The 18,036-nt window shown below is 34.9% G+C and carries 13 protein-coding genes and 1 tRNA gene; 2 read left to right on the top strand and 12 right to left on the bottom strand.

Going from position 1 to position 18,036, the window contains the following annotated elements:
* Nucleotides 1-15 precede the first annotated feature (15 nt).
* Both C5Q98_RS00180 and mtnN read left to right on the top strand, forming a co-directional pair.
* Nucleotides 16-882, top strand: coding sequence for a MetQ/NlpA family ABC transporter substrate-binding protein (locus tag C5Q98_RS00180; protein WP_106011729.1), 867 nt, complete (start codon nucleotides 16-18; stop codon nucleotides 880-882).
* 270 nt (nucleotides 883-1,152) lie between these two features.
* On the top strand, nucleotides 1,153-2,106 hold the full coding sequence (gene mtnN / locus C5Q98_RS00175; protein ID WP_106011728.1) for a 5'-methylthioadenosine/S-adenosylhomocysteine nucleosidase: 954 nt from the start codon (nucleotides 1,153-1,155) through the stop codon (nucleotides 2,104-2,106).
* Between the two features lie 139 nt (nucleotides 2,107-2,245).
* On the opposite strand, the gene C5Q98_RS00170 is transcribed toward mtnN, so the two are convergent.
* The 12 genes from C5Q98_RS00170 to C5Q98_RS00120 form a co-directional block, all read right to left on the bottom strand.
* Nucleotides 2,246-2,668: a cupin domain-containing protein gene (locus C5Q98_RS00170; RefSeq protein WP_106011727.1), complete on the bottom strand. Its 423-nt coding sequence runs from the start codon at nucleotides 2,666-2,668 to the stop codon at nucleotides 2,246-2,248.
* A 277-nt stretch (nucleotides 2,669-2,945) separates the two neighbouring features.
* A complete protein-coding gene (locus C5Q98_RS00165; RefSeq protein ID WP_158695654.1) occupies nucleotides 2,946-9,212 on the bottom strand; it encodes an endo-beta-N-acetylglucosaminidase in 6,267 nt (2,088 codons plus the stop codon).
* A 327-nt stretch (nucleotides 9,213-9,539) separates the two neighbouring features.
* Nucleotides 9,540-10,367 carry an endonuclease/exonuclease/phosphatase family protein gene (locus C5Q98_RS00160; protein ID WP_106011725.1) on the bottom strand — a complete coding sequence of 276 codons (828 nt, stop codon included), beginning with the start codon at nucleotides 10,365-10,367 and terminating at the stop codon, nucleotides 9,540-9,542.
* 171 nt (nucleotides 10,368-10,538) lie between these two features.
* Nucleotides 10,539-11,159, bottom strand: a complete 621-nt coding sequence (locus C5Q98_RS00155) for a hypothetical protein (protein WP_106011724.1) — start codon at nucleotides 11,157-11,159, stop codon at nucleotides 10,539-10,541.
* Nucleotides 11,160-11,245: 86 nt separating this feature from the next.
* Entirely contained in the window at nucleotides 11,246-12,109 is an 864-nt protein-coding gene (gene epsC / locus C5Q98_RS00150; RefSeq protein WP_242967375.1) for a serine O-acetyltransferase EpsC, read from the bottom strand.
* A gap of 17 nt (nucleotides 12,110-12,126) precedes the next feature.
* Entirely contained in the window at nucleotides 12,127-13,074 is a 948-nt protein-coding gene (gene cysK, locus C5Q98_RS00145) for a cysteine synthase A (RefSeq protein ID WP_106011722.1), read from the bottom strand.
* A 156-nt stretch (nucleotides 13,075-13,230) separates the two neighbouring features.
* Entirely contained in the window at nucleotides 13,231-14,358 is a 1,128-nt protein-coding gene (locus C5Q98_RS00140) for a serine hydrolase domain-containing protein (protein ID WP_106011721.1), read from the bottom strand.
* 84 nt (nucleotides 14,359-14,442) lie between these two features.
* The gene (locus tag C5Q98_RS07685; protein ID WP_158695653.1) at nucleotides 14,443-14,586 is read right to left on the bottom strand and encodes a hypothetical protein; all 144 of its coding nucleotides are present in this window, start codon (nucleotides 14,584-14,586) and stop codon (nucleotides 14,443-14,445) included.
* Between the two features lie 169 nt (nucleotides 14,587-14,755).
* Complete coding sequence (locus C5Q98_RS00135) at nucleotides 14,756-15,451, bottom strand: PepSY domain-containing protein (protein WP_106011720.1); 696 nt, start codon at nucleotides 15,449-15,451, stop codon at nucleotides 14,756-14,758.
* Nucleotides 15,452-15,603: 152 nt separating this feature from the next.
* A complete protein-coding gene (locus C5Q98_RS00130; protein WP_106011719.1) occupies nucleotides 15,604-17,184 on the bottom strand; it encodes an NAD-dependent epimerase/dehydratase family protein in 1,581 nt (526 codons plus the stop codon).
* Nucleotides 17,185-17,402: 218 nt separating this feature from the next.
* Nucleotides 17,403-17,711 carry a hypothetical protein gene (locus tag C5Q98_RS00125; protein ID WP_106011718.1) on the bottom strand — a complete coding sequence of 103 codons (309 nt, stop codon included), beginning with the start codon at nucleotides 17,709-17,711 and terminating at the stop codon, nucleotides 17,403-17,405.
* A 98-nt stretch (nucleotides 17,712-17,809) separates the two neighbouring features.
* Nucleotides 17,810-17,886, bottom strand: a tRNA-Val gene (locus tag C5Q98_RS00120).
* Nucleotides 17,887-18,036 lie beyond the last annotated feature (150 nt).

Here is an 18,036-nt window from a genome sequence, read left to right as displayed (position 1 = left end):
AAGGAGGAAACGCAAATGAAGAAATTTTTCAAGAAATTTGCAATTTACGCACTTACATTAGTCAGTGCAATCACATTAGTGGCCTGCCAAAACAGCAGTAAGAAAACTTTTACTATTGGTGTTGTTGGTGATGTAGAACGTTCAGTTTGGGAAGACGTTGAGAAGCGCCTCGAAGCTGATGGAGAAGATATCAAGATAGAAGTCTTCTCTGATTATGTAATGCCGAACCAAGCTTTAGCTGATGGTAGTATAGATATGAATGCTTACCAGCACGTTGCTTACTTGGTTGATTATGTAAAAGCTAATAAATCAGACATTGTACCTGTTGGCTATACATACATCTCTCCTATGGCAGCCTACTCAGAAAATCTTAAATCTCTTGATGAACTAAAAGATGGTGACGAAGTAATTATTCCAAATGACCCTACAAATGGTGGCCGTGCATTGCTTCTACTAGAACAAGCTGGAGTACTAGAAATTGATGATGCTGCAGGTATTACTCCAAGCACATCTAATATAACAAGCAATCCTAAAAATATTAAGATCACAAGTATTGATGCAGCTCAAATCTTCATTGGTATAAAAGATGTAGCAGCTGTAGTTGCTAATACTAACTTTGCTGTTGATGCAGGCTTTGACCCATATAAGGATGGAATCTTTGTTGATACAGATAATATCGCTGCTGTTGCAAGTCAGTACAAAAATGTAATGGCTGTTAAAGCTGCAGATAAAGAGAGTGAAATTGTTAAAAAAGTTGTAGTAGCATATCAATCAGCAGCTACTGAAGCAAAAATTAAAGAAGTTTCAGCAGGTGCTGACCAAAAAGCATGGTCTGAAAACGATAATATTTCTGCAGACTTCGAAGCTGTTTTAAACCAATAATTTCTTATTTATTTATAGATTTCTAAACTCCATGAATTTTAAGTTCATGGAGTTTTTTATTTACTATCTTTATTTGCTATTACTCTAATATATCTTAGTTATCCATACTTAATATCCCAATATTTTTACATTTAAAGCAACAAAACTTGTCAAGTTTACCAAAGTTTTAAAAATCCAAAAATTTCAATTAATGTTCGTCTTTAGCTATGTTATAGTGTTAAGCGTAAATTAATTGTTCGCCTTTTAGGCGGTTGGATAGAGAGGGATTATATGAAAGTTCGTAATTTCAAAAAAGCAGCAGCTATTGTTTTAGCTTTATCACTAAGTGTATTAGGTTTAAGCGCATGCCAAAACCAAAACACTCCTGACAGCAAGGAATCTGATTCATCAATGAGTGCTGAGGTTAGCAAAAACACCGAGGCAAGTAAAGAGAATACAGAAGCAACAACTGAAAACAAGTCAGAAGAAACTTCTAGACCAATTGTTGTTATTGGTCCAATGGAGTCTGAATATGCAATCTTAGAGTCTACTTTAGAGAATCCTGAAGAGACATTGATTGGCCCATACAAATTTGTACGTGGAATAATTTCAGGTCAAGATGTAGTTACACTACGTTCCTACGTCGGTATGACAAACGCTGCAATTGTAACAACTCTAGCAATTCAAGAGTTCAACCCAAGCGCAGTAATTTTCCAAGGAACATCAGGTGGACACAACCCAGCATATCATCAAGGTGATATTGTTTTAGGTGAGAATATCATTAACATAGGTGCCTACTACTCACCTCACAAAGATGCTGGTCAAGGTAGTGACTTCACAGAGTGGGATATGCCAGGAATTCAAATGAAATCTGAAACACCAGGTAAATTCGAAGACGTAGAAGTTCTACACAGTGATGCTAAACTTCTAGAAATTGCGAAATCAGTAGCTTACGATCACGGTAATGTATACGTTGGTACAATTAGTTCAGGTGATATCTGGAATAAAGAAATCGACAGAATTAACTACCTACACGAAGAGTATGGCTCTGACTGTGAAGAGATGGAAGGTCATGCAGTAGCACAAGTATGTTACCAATTTGATGTTCCAGTACTAGGAATAAGAATTCTAAGTAATAGTGAACTTCACCCAGAAGAAGAGTTTGATCACATCTTCGGCGAATACTGCCAAAAATTCAGTATTGATGTAATCAAGGCTATTGCAGCAGCAAACCAAGACAAGTAATTTAACACATAAGATTAGCAATTTAAAAGGCATTCAATCTTGAATTGAATGCCTTTTCTTATGTCTTAAATATTTATATATTTAATTTAAGCTACGCTGTTTTTATTTAAAGATTAATGTTCATTTGTAATCAGTTAGATTAGTGTTCATTTGGATCGTTCTTTGCATCCTCATGTGTATCATGAACTGTTCCCTCAACGTGATCTGGTTTTGCATAAATAGTATACAATTTCATAACTTCATCACCAGTATTAACTACTTGGTGCCAAGTTCCCGCTGGTACTAAAATAGCACTTTCAGGTTCAATCTTCTCTTCGAAGGTTAAATTATCTTCAGCATCACCCATTCGGCAAACGCCAGTTCCTTGTTCAATTCTTAGGAATTGGTCACTCTCTTCATGAACTTCTAGATCTATATCATCACCTGGTTGAATAGCTTGTACAGTCATTTGGAAATACTTACCTGTCCATACTGCAACACGATATTTATCATTATCTAATGTCCAAGCTTCCATATTTTCAACTAAACCTTGTTTTCCTCTATCTGTATATCTTTTATCCATCCTTAGTACCTCCTCATATACTTATATCTAAGTAGCCTTTATGTAATTTAGACTACAATCTAATACTAACACTTGAGTTCTTTTATGTTGAACTAAAGTGACATTAGGTTTAAATGTTCATTATTTATTAATAAGCAAAGACTAAAATAGCACTAAATTAATTACTAAACACTAAAAGGGTACAAAAACAAACGGAGCACTTACAGATTTTAATTCTGTAGTACTCCGTTTTATTAATTAAACTTAATTATTTAAGTCTTATCGCAAAGTAAATTTATTACTTTTTGACATCAAGTTTTCTTCTAACTACTACGATTACAAATGCTGTTGTGAATAGAACAATTGTCAACAAGTATGGAGCAACGTTCATTGTAGCGCCTGTCTTAGTAGCCGATTTCTTGCTTGTCTGTTTGGTGTTACCTTTATCGACATTACCTTTATCAGTATTACCTGGCTTATCGCTTTGGCCTGGCTCATTTGGTTTACCTGGTTCTGATGGTTTGCCTGGCTCGAATGGTTTGTCTGCTGACTTAACACCTAATCCAAAGTTTGAGAAGCCATCTGTTGTGAAGCTAATTCTATTACCTTCTTTTTCATAGCTTAACTCTACTAAACCAGCTTGAGTTTCATGTACCAAGACTGTCTTATCTGAAACATTTGTCTTTGGAGTAAATGCTAACTTAACTGTTCCGTTTGCTTTAACTTCTTCACCCTTAGCATTCTCTAACCTAATATCGTAGATCTCATTAAATGTATATTGATCAGTCTTAATTGCATTATTTGCTTTCTCTGCAAATACTAAGAATAAATCTTCATCCATCTTCAAGTTATTTTCCAAGATCTCAACATTCAATATCTTAGCTAATGCACCTTTAACAGTTAACTCATATTTGACTTTTTCTAATTTACCCATAGACTCATTTAATTTAGCTACAGCTTCATCTAATTCTTCTTGGGCAGCTGCGTCATCGTTTAATAGTTTTTCAGCCTTGGAAATTTCTTCTGCTAAATTAGCAAAGCTTTCTTCAGTGTAGTCATCAGCCTTAATTTCTTTAGCCTGTGCTACCAAGTTTCTAAGCTCTGTGTAGTCAGTTAATTTTTCCCATTCTGCTACTAAAGTAATATCTTTGTTGACTATCTCATCACCATTTAGTCCTAATCCATCTAGTGTCCATCTTAAGAATTTATATCCACTGCGGACTGGCTCATCTGGTAAAGCATCTTTCAAAAGACTATTATTAGCAACTCTTTGACTTGTCATTTCTGGAGCATTTTCATAGTTAAGATCAAATGATACAGTTCTTACTAGAACTAATGATGCCTCAACAGCTTCTAATTTAACTATTTCGTTATCAACGTGAACTTGATCTGCTTCAGGTGAATCTAATAATTCTTTCGCACTTCTCAAAGCTTCGTCTAAAGCATTCAAGCTCTCAGCTGTATATTTATCTCTATCTATATTGCTCAACTCATCATATTTGTTTTGCAATTGCTCTTTGTCAGCTGGGGTTTCAATTGAACCAAATAGTTCAAACTCATGTAGCCTAATTGCTCTACCGTAATCTCCACCTGTACCAGAATCTAGTATATTTACTTTAATGTAGCGAGCTTTACGTTGTGCAGCTTCTCTTAGATCTAACTCTGCAATATCCTCTTCATTATCAGTAAACTTAGCAATTTCTAACCAATTATCAGGATTATTTGCTACAGCTTCATCAGTTAAGGTATTAGGATCTACACCTTCACGCAAAATTTCAATTGAAGCGGATGCTGTATTTATACCTTTATCGAAATTCCATCTTTCATAAGGGAATGCGCTATGGAATTTAGCTAAATCTAATACGTACTCTTGTCCTAAATCTATTACGAACCAACCTGAGGCTGTAATTTCACCTGGAGTCCATTTTGAATCTAGCTTTCCATCAACTATTTTTTCAATTTCTTGTCCTGGTGTAACAGTGTTGTTTACCTCTCCATTTTCATCATAAGCGTTATATGCTAACACTTGTTTGTTTAGAGCTATATTCTCTTCTGCTACTACAGCATATCTCTCTAAGTTACTTATTGACTCAGTTAGATTCTTAATTTGCTGTTCAACTTCAGCTTGTGAAGCACTTGGTAAATCTCTAACAGCTTCAGCTTCTGCAATAGCTTCTTTTAGTTTTTGAATTGATGCTTCTGTATATCCTTTTTCTGGGATAGCTTTAGCTTTTTCTATCATCTCAGAAAGTTGATCTTTATTTACATCAACTCTTGGAGTTACAAATACTGTAATCTCTACATTTTTAACACTTTGGTCAGCAAAGACAAGCTCTAATTGACCTAGATATTTACCTGCTTTTTCGGTATCAATATTATCTACCTTGCTTATAATTTGAGTGCCTTCAGGTAAGTCTGCCTTATTAACTAATCCTTGCTCTAAGTCTAGTTGCTCACCCTCTTTGATAATAACATCTTGAGTCTCAGGTTTGAATTTGGCTTGTAAAGTATTATCTCTTACACCAACAATCTTCAATTCAGAAATTACACCTGAGTCCCATCCTGATGATTCAACCACTACAAATCTATAGTAACGATCTGTAAGTTTTTCTAGGTCTCTTGCTACCTGGAAGCCCTCATTGCCGCTAAACTCAGCAACTGTCTTCCAATTATCTTGATTTGCTAAGAAAGCATTGTCTTTCAATTGTTCATCTGTAGCTTCTACATTTAATACTTCAAGACGAGCTGATTTAATATTTCTGACGTAGTAATCAGGATCATCTTCTTTATCTGAGTATAGTATCCATTTATCAGCTACTGGATTCTCACCTATATCAAAGGCGAGCCATAGTTTTTCTCGGAATCCTCCTCCCCATGCTTCATATTGTGTCTTTAGGTCACCATCAAAAGCTAAATCTCTATGGCCATCTTTATTTGAACCTAAAATCTTAGCATTAAGAGCTAGGTTTTCTTGAACTTCTTTACCTTCGCCAATTATGTAATTGGTTTTACCTACTAAGTTTCCTTCAGGGTCGAAGTAATTAACAACAAATGTTTCGGTCTTAGCTGCAGAAATTGGATTCTCAACCATTGCTGTGCTTGAATCGAATATCTTAGCTGTATAGTTTGAGTAGTCGCTCAAATTATCTTCTAGAACGAAGTCTGGGGCAATTACATCTTGGCCATCGATTTGTAGCCCTTTCAAATCGAGGTAGTTATTTTCACGAATTGTCTTATCGCCCTTCAAGGCTTCTAAAACATCATAAGTAGTACCTTCAGAAACTTCATATTTGAGTTCTTTAGGTAGTTGAGGATCATTGTATGCAACAGGTCTTTGCATATTGAATTTCAAGTTTTCACCCAATTCAACGCCATTACCTTCTAGAACTGCTTTTGCTGCATCCAAGAATTTTCTTTCTACAGTACCTTCCATTAAATCTAATTTATTGTTTGAAATATCTACATATTTTAAATTTTTTGAAGTAGAAATATCCTTAGCCTCTATCTTCTCTAATGATAAACCTGATATATCTAAACGTTCTAGTTCTGGAAGTTCACCTAATTCTATACTCTTGAGAGATTTAGCTAGGTTCTTAACTTCTTTAAGTTTAGGATTTTCTCCTAATTTTAGAGTTGAAAGCTTTTCAAATTTATCCATACCACTTAAGTCTTTAACATCTAAGCCTACTAAATCTAATTCACCACTATAGGTTTTTAGGAGCTCACGATATTTACCAACTTGTGATCTAACTGCCTTCAACAACTCTGGATCAGGGAAATCTGTTTCATCAATGAATTCCGTCAATTCAGTTAAAGTATTGTCTTTTAACTGTACTAATATAGCTTCTGATCTATTAGCTGAATAGTCAGTTAATACAATTTGAATTAATCCTTCATTCTTAGGTAAGGTTAATGGAATTTTGTTAGGGAAATCTTTAGATTCTGCTCTTACAAATGTTCTTACTGGAGTTGTTAAATCTTCGAAGTAATATTCTAATTTATCCCAATCTTCAGTAATTGGTGAGTGTAATAATAGTTGGTTACCATTATCTATCTCCATTTCTTTAACAGAATATGGTCTTGTATAACTATCATATAATCTTCCTCTATAGCTTGCTGATGCTACACTTTGTCCACCAACTATACTTTCTATTGTCAGATCGTATCTATAACCTTCTTTCAATGGTATATCTAATGACTCACTTACTGAGCTTCCATCGACATCAAATTGGAATGAAGTTTTCTCTTCTGCTCCCTCTGGAACATAAAGTGCATTAACAGTTATTCTATAAGAATCTGGATTTCCAGCAGCTGGAGCATTCCATGAAACATTGATCTTACCTTTTTCGTCTGCCATCTGAACTTTGTTCTCTCTCAATATTTCTTTGACTTGAACATTTTGAGCTGCATGACTTCTAGATAGACTTATTTCTGCTGGTGCACTATATTCACCATTCTTGCTAATAGCAAATAATTGTAATGTTATATCGCCACTTAATCCGTTTAAGTTTTTAACATAAATATTCTCGTTGAAATTACCACCTAGGAACACTTGTTTACCGGATGAATCTTTAGCATAAACTTCGTACATATTAACTTCATCGAAGCTTCCTAGATTCCAAGATAAGTGTAATTGTCCATCGTGGTAATGTTTGTCTACTTTAAATCCACTTGGAGTAGATGCTGCAGCTTTATTATTGCTTACTGCTAATCTACCAATATTCATTTGATAGTTCTCTGCTTGACCATCAATTTGCAGACTAATCTTGGCAATTTTTCTTCCTGCGTAAGCGGATAGATCAACTTTTTCACTAACCCAATTGCCAGCAGCTTGAGAATTTTTCAGTTCAACAAGTTCAACTGCATCAGCTGCATCTTCAAATTGAAGTGCTAAGCTCATCTTCGCACTATCATTTGATACTTTTTTATAAGTTATGTTAAGTTCACTAGAATTATCTACAGTAATATCAGTTTTGAATAAGTTAACTTTATTACTTTCAGTCAATTTTCCATACATTACTAATGAACTACCACCGTTATAAGCACCTACTTGCTCATAAGGTAAATTCATTGCTTGATTATTAGCATCAAATCTTACATCTGATTTACCGTAATCATAATCTACAGAAAGTTTATTGCCTGTACTCTCTACCCACCATTGCCATGAAGGAAGAATTGATTGTAATGAGATATTAGTCCATAACTCATCTTTTGAAACTTGACCGTTTAGGAAATATTGACGACCTTTTCCTGTATTAAAGTCAGAGTAGAAGTTACTGCCGCTAATTACAGATCTAGCTGGGGCGAAGTCAGCAACACCAGCCCAACCACTTGCATCATTAACAACAACATCAGGTCTACTGAATCCTGATTTTCTTCCTGTATCTGTTGGATCTGATTTAACACCAGAGAAATACATTCTTTCTCTTTCTTCAACCATCCACTGGAATTGAGGTAATTGATAATCTGGATATGCTTCTTCGCTTCCTTCAACATTAATACCTCTTTGGTACATGTCAGATGGTGTAAACAAGGCTAAAGAGGTAACTGGACTCTTCTTACCTGCGTTTGCATTTTCATATAAATTTTCAATTTTAGTTGAATTATGTTTACCGCCAAAGCCACCTTGGTTAGCCTCAACACCCATGAATACTTGTTTAATTGGGTCATAGCCATTACTAACTGCATAATCGTAGCTTGACTTATCATACCAGCCATAGTTTACGAATACACTATCTGAGTGTTTTAGATTTTCAGCTTTGGAAGCATTAAAGCTACTATTTGTATCGTAATAGTTTACATACATTCCTTGCTCACGCAATTGGTTATTAAAGCCATCCCAATCTTTTCTATTACTGTACTCTTCTGAGTTAATGAACCAACCATCAAATCCATAGTAATTAGCCATCTTGACCATATTATCAGCAATAATGTAGCGACCATTCTCATCCTTGATAAAGAATTCATCTACAGTTTGTCCTGGACGGAAAGCTGGGTCAACATAGAGAATCGCAATTGATTTAACACCATTTCTATGTGCAGCGTCAGTATATGCAGGGTTTGGTATATTCAACAAACCGAATTCAAATCCACGATTTCTCCAATCGCTGGTTTTCGGATCATATAAAGCTGATGGTACTTCTGCTGTAGCAGCACCATGCCATGGTGACCAATAGTCTACATATTGCCAAAATTGTAAAACATTCTCGGCATACGTATCATTCAAAGCTGTACTATTAAAGAAAGAGTTTCCATAGTCAGCCTGCATCAACATAATTTCAGATTTTCCATTTAAATCAGGATTAATCTGTGTATCTTTGTTGTGTCCTATTCTTGTTTGCAAAGGCACTCTAGAACGTAGCATCTCTGCGTATGGATCTGTTTCAGGACTCCAGTTCAACATAGAAACTGCTCTATATCCAACAAAATGTGGTTGAGCACTTCCCATATCCAGAGGCCAGTTATCAGCGCCTAATTTAATAAAGAAAATAAAAACCAAAGCAAATGTTAAAAATGAGAGCGTAAATCGCTTTGCTTTACGGTTTTTACTAGATATATTCCTCATACAATACCTCCATCTGTGCAAAAAATATTTTTTGTTCGTCGTTGCACAGATCAATAATTTAAACTTATACCTTATGAGCAACATTGTCAAGAAATTATATGCTTTTATTGGTCAATTTTAACAACTTTTGCCATTATCAGTTATTAATTTAAGAATTCCGCTGTGTTTTTGTGTGGAAACTGCCATAAAAGAATTTTTCTATTTATGCTTTTACACAATAAAAAACGTTAAAACCAATGATGATTTTAACGTTTAAAAACTATTAAGTTTCTTTTCACAGCAAATTTTCAGTAGATAAACTATAAATCTATACTACAATTCTATTCTCTATCCCTTATGAACTTCTGCACTAATTGGATAATGGTCAGATGGATAAATACCATTCTCAGAAAATCTTTCCAATTTTACATTTCGCAAAGACCAAGGTTTGCTGACAAAAATATGATCAATTGGCATACCTTCAACCTCACCTGTATATACATGGAAGCTTAAAGAATTTTCTTGTTCTTCACTAGTCATACTATCAAAAGAATTATTAAGCTCTGGATTATCTAGCAATCCCTTAATATCGTCCAAATCTGGTGTAGCGTTAAAATCACCTGTCAAAATCGACTCTAAACCTTGGAAATGATAAGACTCAATAATCTGACTCATAAGAAAAGAGGAATTGACCCTTGCCTCAACTCCTGCATGGTCAAAATGAGTATTTAAAAATACGAACGCTTGCATATCCACTTTATCTTCAAGAATAAAGAAACTCGCAATACGCTCAAGATCCCCATCCCAACCTTTTGAGTATTTTACATCAGGAGTTTCAGACAACATGAAACTATGCTCATATAGTACATTGAACCTATCTTTTTTGGCTAAAACAGGAGTCGCTTCAGTACCTTCCTCCAAAGATCTCGGCTCACCAAAAATATAATAGGTTTCTTCAAACTCTTCTTTTACATCTTTAAACATATGTTCCTGAGCTTCCTGCAAACCAATTAAATCCGGATTAACTTCTCTAATCAAATTAAAAGCAACCGCTTTTCTTTCTGCCCATACATGAGGGTCGTCCGGATTATCCATACGCAAGTTATAACTTAGAACTTTAATACTATTATTATCTTTTTCCTTGCTTGGGGATGTCATACCTATATTTTCGTTCATCTCATCACCTTTTCTTTTATATTTATCAATTTCTTTAATAGAGAGTTATTAATTACATCATTCTTAAACAGAAAAACCCCAGCTCTTTAATCAACTCTGTAACTTCAGCTTGATTCATAGTACTGGGGCCATAAATTAATTTTACATAAACCTCAACTTAAAATAATAAGTCTAATTAAGTTTTGCTTCTAAATTTTCTAAGAATTCCAAATCACCTTGTGGGTTAAACACAACACTTTTACCATCGATCAAGGATTTGAACATTGCTTCTGATACTGTATCAACACTGATAAACTCAGGAATTAGTTCTAGGGATGATCCTTCTGCTTCCAATGCTCTAGCATAATCTTGGTAAGCTAAGTATACGTTGAAGTATTGTGCTTGTGTTGCATCTAGGTAAATGAATTTTGGCATGTGGCCAACTGTCTCACCATCAGCATAGTGTGCATACTCTGGTCTACGAGTGTGCTCCTCAAAATATTCTTTAGCCGCTGCAATATTCTCTAATAGAGTCTTGTGTGCATCTGCAGAGTTAAGTTCTTCAGATTGCGCTTCTAAATGTTCAATGCTCTTCAATAGAACATCTATTTTTACTTTCTCCTGCATTGCTAGTGTACGCTTTACATTAGGTGCTGTTTCATAGTGATTTCTCATCTTAACTAGAATATCACCTACGGTATATGTCTCAAATTCTTCTACAGGGAATTCATTTTCTTGTAAAACAGCTTCCTCAGCGTGCAAAGCTGATTTCAATTCATTTAATTCTTTCTCTACTAAATTTAAGTAAGTCATACATTACCCTTTCTATTATGTACTCTCTCATTAGCACTAATCATAAAATAATTAGATTACCTTCTACATATTATACTAAATTCAATTTATTTTCTTGACTTAATCGGTAATTTTTTAGCATCTAAGTAAACTTGTGTGTTTTCTTCAACAGATTTAGTAATAAAGGTACCACCACCTATAATTACACCATCACCTATAACTGTATCTCCACCCAATATTGTGGCATTAGCATAAATTACTACCTTATTTCCAATAGTTGGATGACGTTTAACTTCTCTCAACTCTCTTCCTTCTTTCAAGGACAAAGCCCCCAGAGTCACACCTTGGTAAATCTTTACATTATCACCTATAACTGTAGTTTCACCAATAACAATTCCTGTACCATGATCTATAAAAAAGTTTTTGCCGATTTGAGCACCTGGATGGATATCTATACCTGTTATTTTATGAGCATACTCTGACATCAACTTTGGGATTATTGGTACGCCTGCCTCATAGAATGGATGAGCTAATCTATATATTACAATTGCCTGATAAGACAGATAGGAAATAGCAATTTCCATTCGTGATTCTGCTGCAGGGTCGCCTTCATAAATAGCTTCTAAATCTCCCAACAAAAGCTCTAAAATTTCTGGAAGTTGTGATAAATAATCATTTAAGATTTTTTTCGCATCTTTACGACGTTCAACTTTTTCAAGGTTCTTCATTTCTGGTTTTAAGTTGAGACTTCTGCAAATCTCCACTTCCATTATTTCAACAAACTGAGCCAACTCTGCAGACATATCCAAATGCCCTTTGTTTGAGAACTCTGGGAAAATTATAGATCGAATTAACTCCAGAGCCTTCTCAACTTGAGCAATCTCTGGAATAGCTTCTACATTTTCCTTATTCAAATTATTTCTCTGACAAACTAAATCTAGTTCAGTTAATACATTCTGATATGAGTGCATATACATCTCCGATAGGATTATTCTTCAACTGGTTTAAAAGTATCTGTTGATAAGTATCTGTCACCTGAGTCTGGTAAGACTGTAACAACTTTTTTACCTGCAAACTCTGGGTTTTCTAGAACTTTTCTAGCTGCTACCAAAGCTGCACCACTTGAGATACCAACTAATAGACCTTCTGTTCTTGCTAATTCTCTACTTGCTTCTTTTGCAGCGTCTGTATCAACTTGGATTACATCATCTAGTAAATCTTTATTTAAATTATCTGGAATGAACCCTGCTCCAATTCCTTGAATACCATGTTTACCTGGGTTTTCGCCTGAGATAACTGCAGAAGTATTAGGCTCTACTGCAAAAATTTTAATTTCAGGATTCTTCTCTTTTAGATATTTACCTGCACCTGAAATTGTACCACCTGTACCTACGCCTGCTACAAGGATATCAACTTCACCAGCTGTTTGCTCCCAAATTTCTACACCTGTTGTAGCATCGTGATAGGCGGGGTTTGAAGGATTCTTGAACTGTGAAGGAATAATTGAGTTCTCAATCTCTTCATTTAATTCTTTGGCTTTTGCAATTGCACCATTCATACCATCTGCTCCCGGGGTCAAAACCAACTTCGCACCGTAAGCACTAATCATTTTTCTTCTTTCTTCAGTCATAGTATCTGGCATTGTGAAAACTGCTTTATATCCTCTTGAAGCTGCAATAGCTGCTAAACTAACAGCCATATTTCCTGAGCTCGCCTCAATGATTGTAGAACCCTCTTTAAGTTCTCCAGCTTTTTCCAAAGCTAAAATCATACCTAAAGCTGTTCTATCTTTAACAGAACCACTTGGGTTTTGGGCTTCTAGCTTAAAAGCAAATTCGCTATTTTCTAAACCATGTGATTTAAGCCATTTATTAGGTTTAAACAAAGGTGTTTTGCCTATTAATTCTTCCATATTATTTACTATATTCTTTTCCATGTTTTTCTCCTTTTTTAAATAAAAATGATATTAGATTAGACCTGCACATCTATATACTAGCGAGCTAAGACGTTCTTTGATCCAATCTAATACCATTATAAAAACAATTTTTTCTATTTTAGTAACAAGCCTACTTGTCAAAAAATTCTTTTGTGTTTAGTCCATAAATGTTTCCGGGAAAAAGTTACTGTAATACTTTGTGGCATCAGCAACAATTGAGTTATGTGCTAGAGCTCTTAATCTAAACGCTGCTTTACCATCATTTCTCTGAATAACTCTGTTGGTAAGAATTGTTATAACCAAGCCATTCATTTGATCAACAATAATTGAAGTACCAGTAAATCCAGTGTGTCCAAATGCATCATCGCTCAGAAGTTCACCAAAAGATGTATTTTTGCTACTAGCTAAGATAAATCCTAAACCTCTATCTTGAGCAAGGCCTTCTGTATAGTTCAATTTAGCTTTATCCAAGGTTGCATAACTTATAAAACTTTCAGCTGCTTGCTCTAAGTCATCACCTTCAGCATAAACAAATCCACTATTATATAAAGTTTGACCATATCTCATAACATCATGTAAAGTACTGAACAAGCCAGCGTTAGCACTAACACCACCTTGGAATCTAGCATTTTCGTCATGAACGACACCATTCAGTGCTTCTCCTGTGGTAAAGTCTGTTGTTTGAGCGACTTTAATTTTACTAGTATCAATAGGACCGTAAGATGTGTCTTTAATACCTAAAGGTTTTACAACTTCTTCTTCAAATAGTACATCTAATGTTTTACCTGAGATCTTCTTCAAAATTTCACCAAGTATTAAGTAACCCATGCAGCTGTATTCTTCTACTTTTCCAGGTTCATTTTTTAACTCTCTATGGAATAAGACATCTCTTATCTCTTCAGAAGAACTACCTTTTGCTTCTTCCCACATTTTATAATGTCCCGGTTGCCCACTAGTATGTGACATCAATTCCAAAACGGTAGTATCCTTTACAGTTGTTGCTTCTGGGAAAAAGTCTCCAACCTTGTCATAAACTCTCAGTAAGCCTCTATCAATAAATCTCAAAGCTATAGAAGTTGTTGAAAAAATCTTTGATATACTTGCTAAGTCAAATCTTGTATCTTTGTCGATCGGTTTTGCATCAGTTTCAAAAGAAGTTTCGCCAAAATACTCTTCAACAACTGTCTCGCCATAAAGTGAAATTCCTAGTGCAGCTCCACTGAAAACTTTTTCGTCCACACCTGCTTGAATGATCTCTTTGACTCTTGAAAATGCCTCGCTCATTTTTATACTCCAAATTTATTCTATTTTCTATTTGTATTTTATTTAGAAGTAAATACTAAAACTTAATTAAATCTGAGCAAACCCCTAGAACCAACGTCTCTTGGCTTTTTTTGCTCTTTTTACGTCTTTACCTATTTCTTTGTAATCTAAGTAATATAGTACAAAGTAAACTCCTGTCACTACTAAAAATGTTTTAGCAACTGCTTTTATTGTCTTTAATGTTTGCATAGTACTTCCTCCAATACTTTTTAGACTTATATCTATTTTAACGCAAATCTTAAATCTTAAAGGTATATTTATTTCGATTTACCAAATTCCTATAAGATAAATCCTTGATCTCATGATCAATATAAACAAAACCCTAATCTTCGCAGATTAGGGTTAAGCTCATTATTCCTTAATCAAAATCAAAGTCAAAGTCGAAGAACTTATCATCATCAACTTCTAGTTTGTAAACTTCACCTGATTTTGCATCAATATCTATGTCGTACTCTTTGCTATCAGAACGAACCTCTGCTTCATACTTAACTAGATTATCATCTTCATCTAGCTCAATTGAGTGTACAAAAGGATTTGTGAAGTCTGAGTTAGCCTTGATTTTCTCTATAGCTTCTTCTATTGACATAATTCCAGCTGTTTTAGCTTTAATCTCATTGTAGTCATCACTTTTATCTTTTTCGTGTTTAACAATTTCACCATTTTCTGCATTGAACTTAATTTCATGCTCTACTCCTGGTGCCTCTACCTCAACTTCGTATACATATGTGTTACGTTCTTTATCCAAGTCGATTTTTGTAACTATACCTTCATTTCCAGCTAAATCTAAAGCCTTCTTGCTTATGTCTACGATGCTTAAAAATTTAATGTTTGAAGTTTCACCTTCAGTAGCTTTAGTTTCTGCAGCATCAGCTGATGATTCATTAGCTGATGTCTCATCCATCTTATCATCTTCTACTACATTTTCTGTAGTTGTATTTTCAACATTCTCAGAACTTGCAGCTCCAGCATCTGCTGTAGGCTTTGTAGTAGTTCCACAAGCAGCTAAGGTAAGTGCTAAAGCTAAACTTAATCCTGTACTTAATAATTTTTTCATGTTTTTTCCTCCATTTAATTGTTTAACTTATCGAGATCTTATCGAAAAGTTATCTTACATTATAGGCGGAAAATATGAACAGCCCATGACCTCAGCATAAATATTATAAACACATCTGGATCACTTAGCAGCATGCCAGGACAACTGAAATATTAAATAAAACGATCTTCTTTTGGCGAAACATTGTTTTCAAAAATAATATCAGGATGCACAGTTTTTTCATATTCAAAGACAGGCTCATTTTCCGGATGTAGAGGATACCAGACTTGTGCCAAAAACTTATTAAACTTGGCTCTGTTACCATAATTCCAGCTCTTGTTTTCGCATTTCGGACAACCATGTCCAGCATGCAAAATCAACCTCGGTGAAGCACTAAACTCATGGCCGAAAGCACAACGCATCTCCAATTTATTTTGCCAGTTACCTGTTTGCATCGACTTAGATAGTAATTCTCCACCTCTAAATTCCACAGCAGCTTTAACATCTTCATAAGTCAATTCTGACTCAGGTTTAGTGTCATCGTACCCATGGTCAATTTCTACAACATCATAGAGATTAAGGGGTCTAAACAGCTCGTCAGGCAACTCTGCAAATGAACTTGGCAGCGATTCCCAATACTCTTTACTGCCCCAATAAGCAGCAATATATGGCTCTCCTAATTGCTTAACGCCTCGAATTGTACCGCCTTTTCTTTTTCCTAAGCTTCTAAACAATCTGCGAATAATCCAAGCAATTAACTTCTGTACGCCAGCCCAATTACGCATCTTATAAATCCATTTCGCAGACCTTCCAATACGCTTAGCATACTCTTTATAAAAATAATCTAAACTATTAGTTCTAAACTTAAACTGCTCCTCAAGCTTATAAGAGTCTAAGAAATATTGTCCATGAAAGTTATTTGAGGCAATAACCTTCGGCTCTAGAGCTTCTCTAACTCTGTGAAAACCTACAATGGCAAAAACTCTTTCGTAAAGCTCAATACCACTAGCTCTATTAGTATCTCCACCACCCATGTTATAGCAATGTTGCCAGAACTCTTCAGGGATCTCATTTTCCTTGATTTGGCGACAAAAACTTCGCAAAAGCTCAGCAGAGTCACTATCTGAAATATATTCCAATACATTATTCAAAGGATTATGTAAAATGATCGGTTCAAAAATTTTAGTCATGCCGCTACCGACAATACCTGTTTGCCTGAAGCTAACCCAATATTTCAAGCCTGACTCTATAACAGCTCTCTCAGCTGCAACTTTACTAACAGCATAATAATCATAAATACTTGGTTTAATTGGATCGCCAATTCTTCCCCAATGAATAGGTGGCAAGCGATCTCCAGTCTCTGCGACTGTTCCAATATAAAGAAATTTAATGTCGTTTTCTTTTCTCTCTTCTTTTATAGCATGCAATAAATTATATGTGGATCCAAGATTTACTTCCATGGCAAGTTGAGGGTTTTTATCTGCTAAAGGAGAAACTAAAGCTGCTAAATGTAGGACTATATCTACATTACGCACTGCTCTCCTACAATCATAGTAACTGGTCAAATCTCCCCAAATTACCTCTAAACCACTTCCAAGGAATTCCTCATATTTTGCAATTACAGATCTGTCTCTTTCACTATCTATAGCAAAAACAACAATATCTTGAATATCTATATCTTTAATTAACGCTGCTAAAGTCTCCTCTCCCATAGAGCCGGTGGCACCAGTCAGCAAAACTCTTTGTTTTCTCATTAAAACTCGTCCCTTCCCATTAGCATAGATAATAGATAGTTCATGCTTTTATTTACTATTCAGTATACAGTAAGCACTGAACAACTGAATAGATCCACCTATAAGATTAACACATTTCTCTTGGATATTCGCGGCAGTTTTGCCTGTTTTTACTGTGTTTTTTCGATAAAAAAAGAGTTGCGAGGCAACTCTTTTTAACTATCTAAATTTATTAACATTTAATATAAATGCCAAATTTTTAAATTCTCATCATTCTCTTCAAATCTTTGTTTAAATGATTTACCTTCTAACATAAATGAATCCAAAAATACATCTTGAGGTGTATCAAGAGGCATTGTGAAAATAGGATCTCCTGAATTATCATAGGACTTTCTAACCGATAGTCCTGGACCATCATAGTCTATAGAGTAACCCTCGCCTTTATACTCAATAGTAAATTTTTTACTGCGACTGTAATACTCATAAACTTCTTCAACCCATTTTTTATGCTTATCTTCATCCATCACATTCTTTTGTTTATTTTCCATTTTTATAATCTCCTGAAATTTAATCAAGTAACTGATACAGATCTTCAAGATTAAATTTTAAAAAGCCTGCAAACCACGATGGTTACAGGCTTTAACCTTGGTGGGAAATGTCGGACTTGAACCGGCGCCCTCATGCATGTGAAGCATGCGCTCTAACCAACTGAGCTAATTGTCCGTACCATTTATTTAGACAATTTTACTCTTTTTGTAACGATAATTCTACTATGTAGGAAGTTCAGTTTAAAACTCTACATACTCCGTTAAAATTTTCTTAAATAGACTATCACTTATAAACTATAAAACAGGTGGCCTCCAAACGAGAAAC

Origin of the sequence: Fastidiosipila sanguinis (assembly GCF_002998295.1) — a bacterium.
Classification (GTDB): Bacteria; Bacillota; Clostridia; order Saccharofermentanales; family Fastidiosipilaceae; genus Fastidiosipila; species Fastidiosipila sanguinis.
The sequence above is the reverse complement of the archived record's forward strand: the minus strand, read 5'-3'. Positions and strand labels throughout refer to the sequence as shown.

Bases quoted from the DNA above. Each gene is read 5' to 3' on its own strand.
- C5Q98_RS07685 (WP_158695653.1), bottom strand. From the start codon at position 14,586: ATGCAAACATTAAAGACAATAAAAGCAGTTGCTAAAACATTTTTAGTA.
- C5Q98_RS00165 (WP_158695654.1), bottom strand. From the start codon at position 9,212: ATGAGGAATATATCTAGTAAAAACCGTAAAGCAAAGCGATTTACGCTC.
- cysK (WP_106011722.1), bottom strand. From the start codon at position 13,074: ATGGAAAAGAATATAGTAAATAATATGGAAGAATTAATAGGCAAAACA.
- C5Q98_RS00170 (WP_106011727.1), bottom strand. From the start codon at position 2,668: ATGGATAAAAGATATACAGATAGAGGAAAACAAGGTTTAGTTGAAAAT.
- C5Q98_RS00160 (WP_106011725.1), bottom strand. From the start codon at position 10,367: ATGAACGAAAATATAGGTATGACATCCCCAAGCAAGGAAAAAGATAAT.
- C5Q98_RS00125 (WP_106011718.1), bottom strand. From the start codon at position 17,711: ATGGAAAATAAACAAAAGAATGTGATGGATGAAGATAAGCATAAAAAA.
- C5Q98_RS00135 (WP_106011720.1), bottom strand. From the start codon at position 15,451: ATGAAAAAATTATTAAGTACAGGATTAAGTTTAGCTTTAGCACTTACC.
- epsC (WP_242967375.1), bottom strand. From the start codon at position 12,109: ATGCACTCATATCAGAATGTATTAACTGAACTAGATTTAGTTTGTCAG.
- C5Q98_RS00130 (WP_106011719.1), bottom strand. From the start codon at position 17,184: ATGAGAAAACAAAGAGTTTTGCTGACTGGTGCCACCGGCTCTATGGGA.
- C5Q98_RS00155 (WP_106011724.1), bottom strand. From the start codon at position 11,159: ATGACTTACTTAAATTTAGTAGAGAAAGAATTAAATGAATTGAAATCA.
- C5Q98_RS00140 (WP_106011721.1), bottom strand. From the start codon at position 14,358: ATGAGCGAGGCATTTTCAAGAGTCAAAGAGATCATTCAAGCAGGTGTG.
- mtnN (WP_106011728.1), top strand. From the start codon at position 1,153: ATGAAAGTTCGTAATTTCAAAAAAGCAGCAGCTATTGTTTTAGCTTTA.
- C5Q98_RS00180 (WP_106011729.1), top strand. From the start codon at position 16: ATGAAGAAATTTTTCAAGAAATTTGCAATTTACGCACTTACATTAGTC.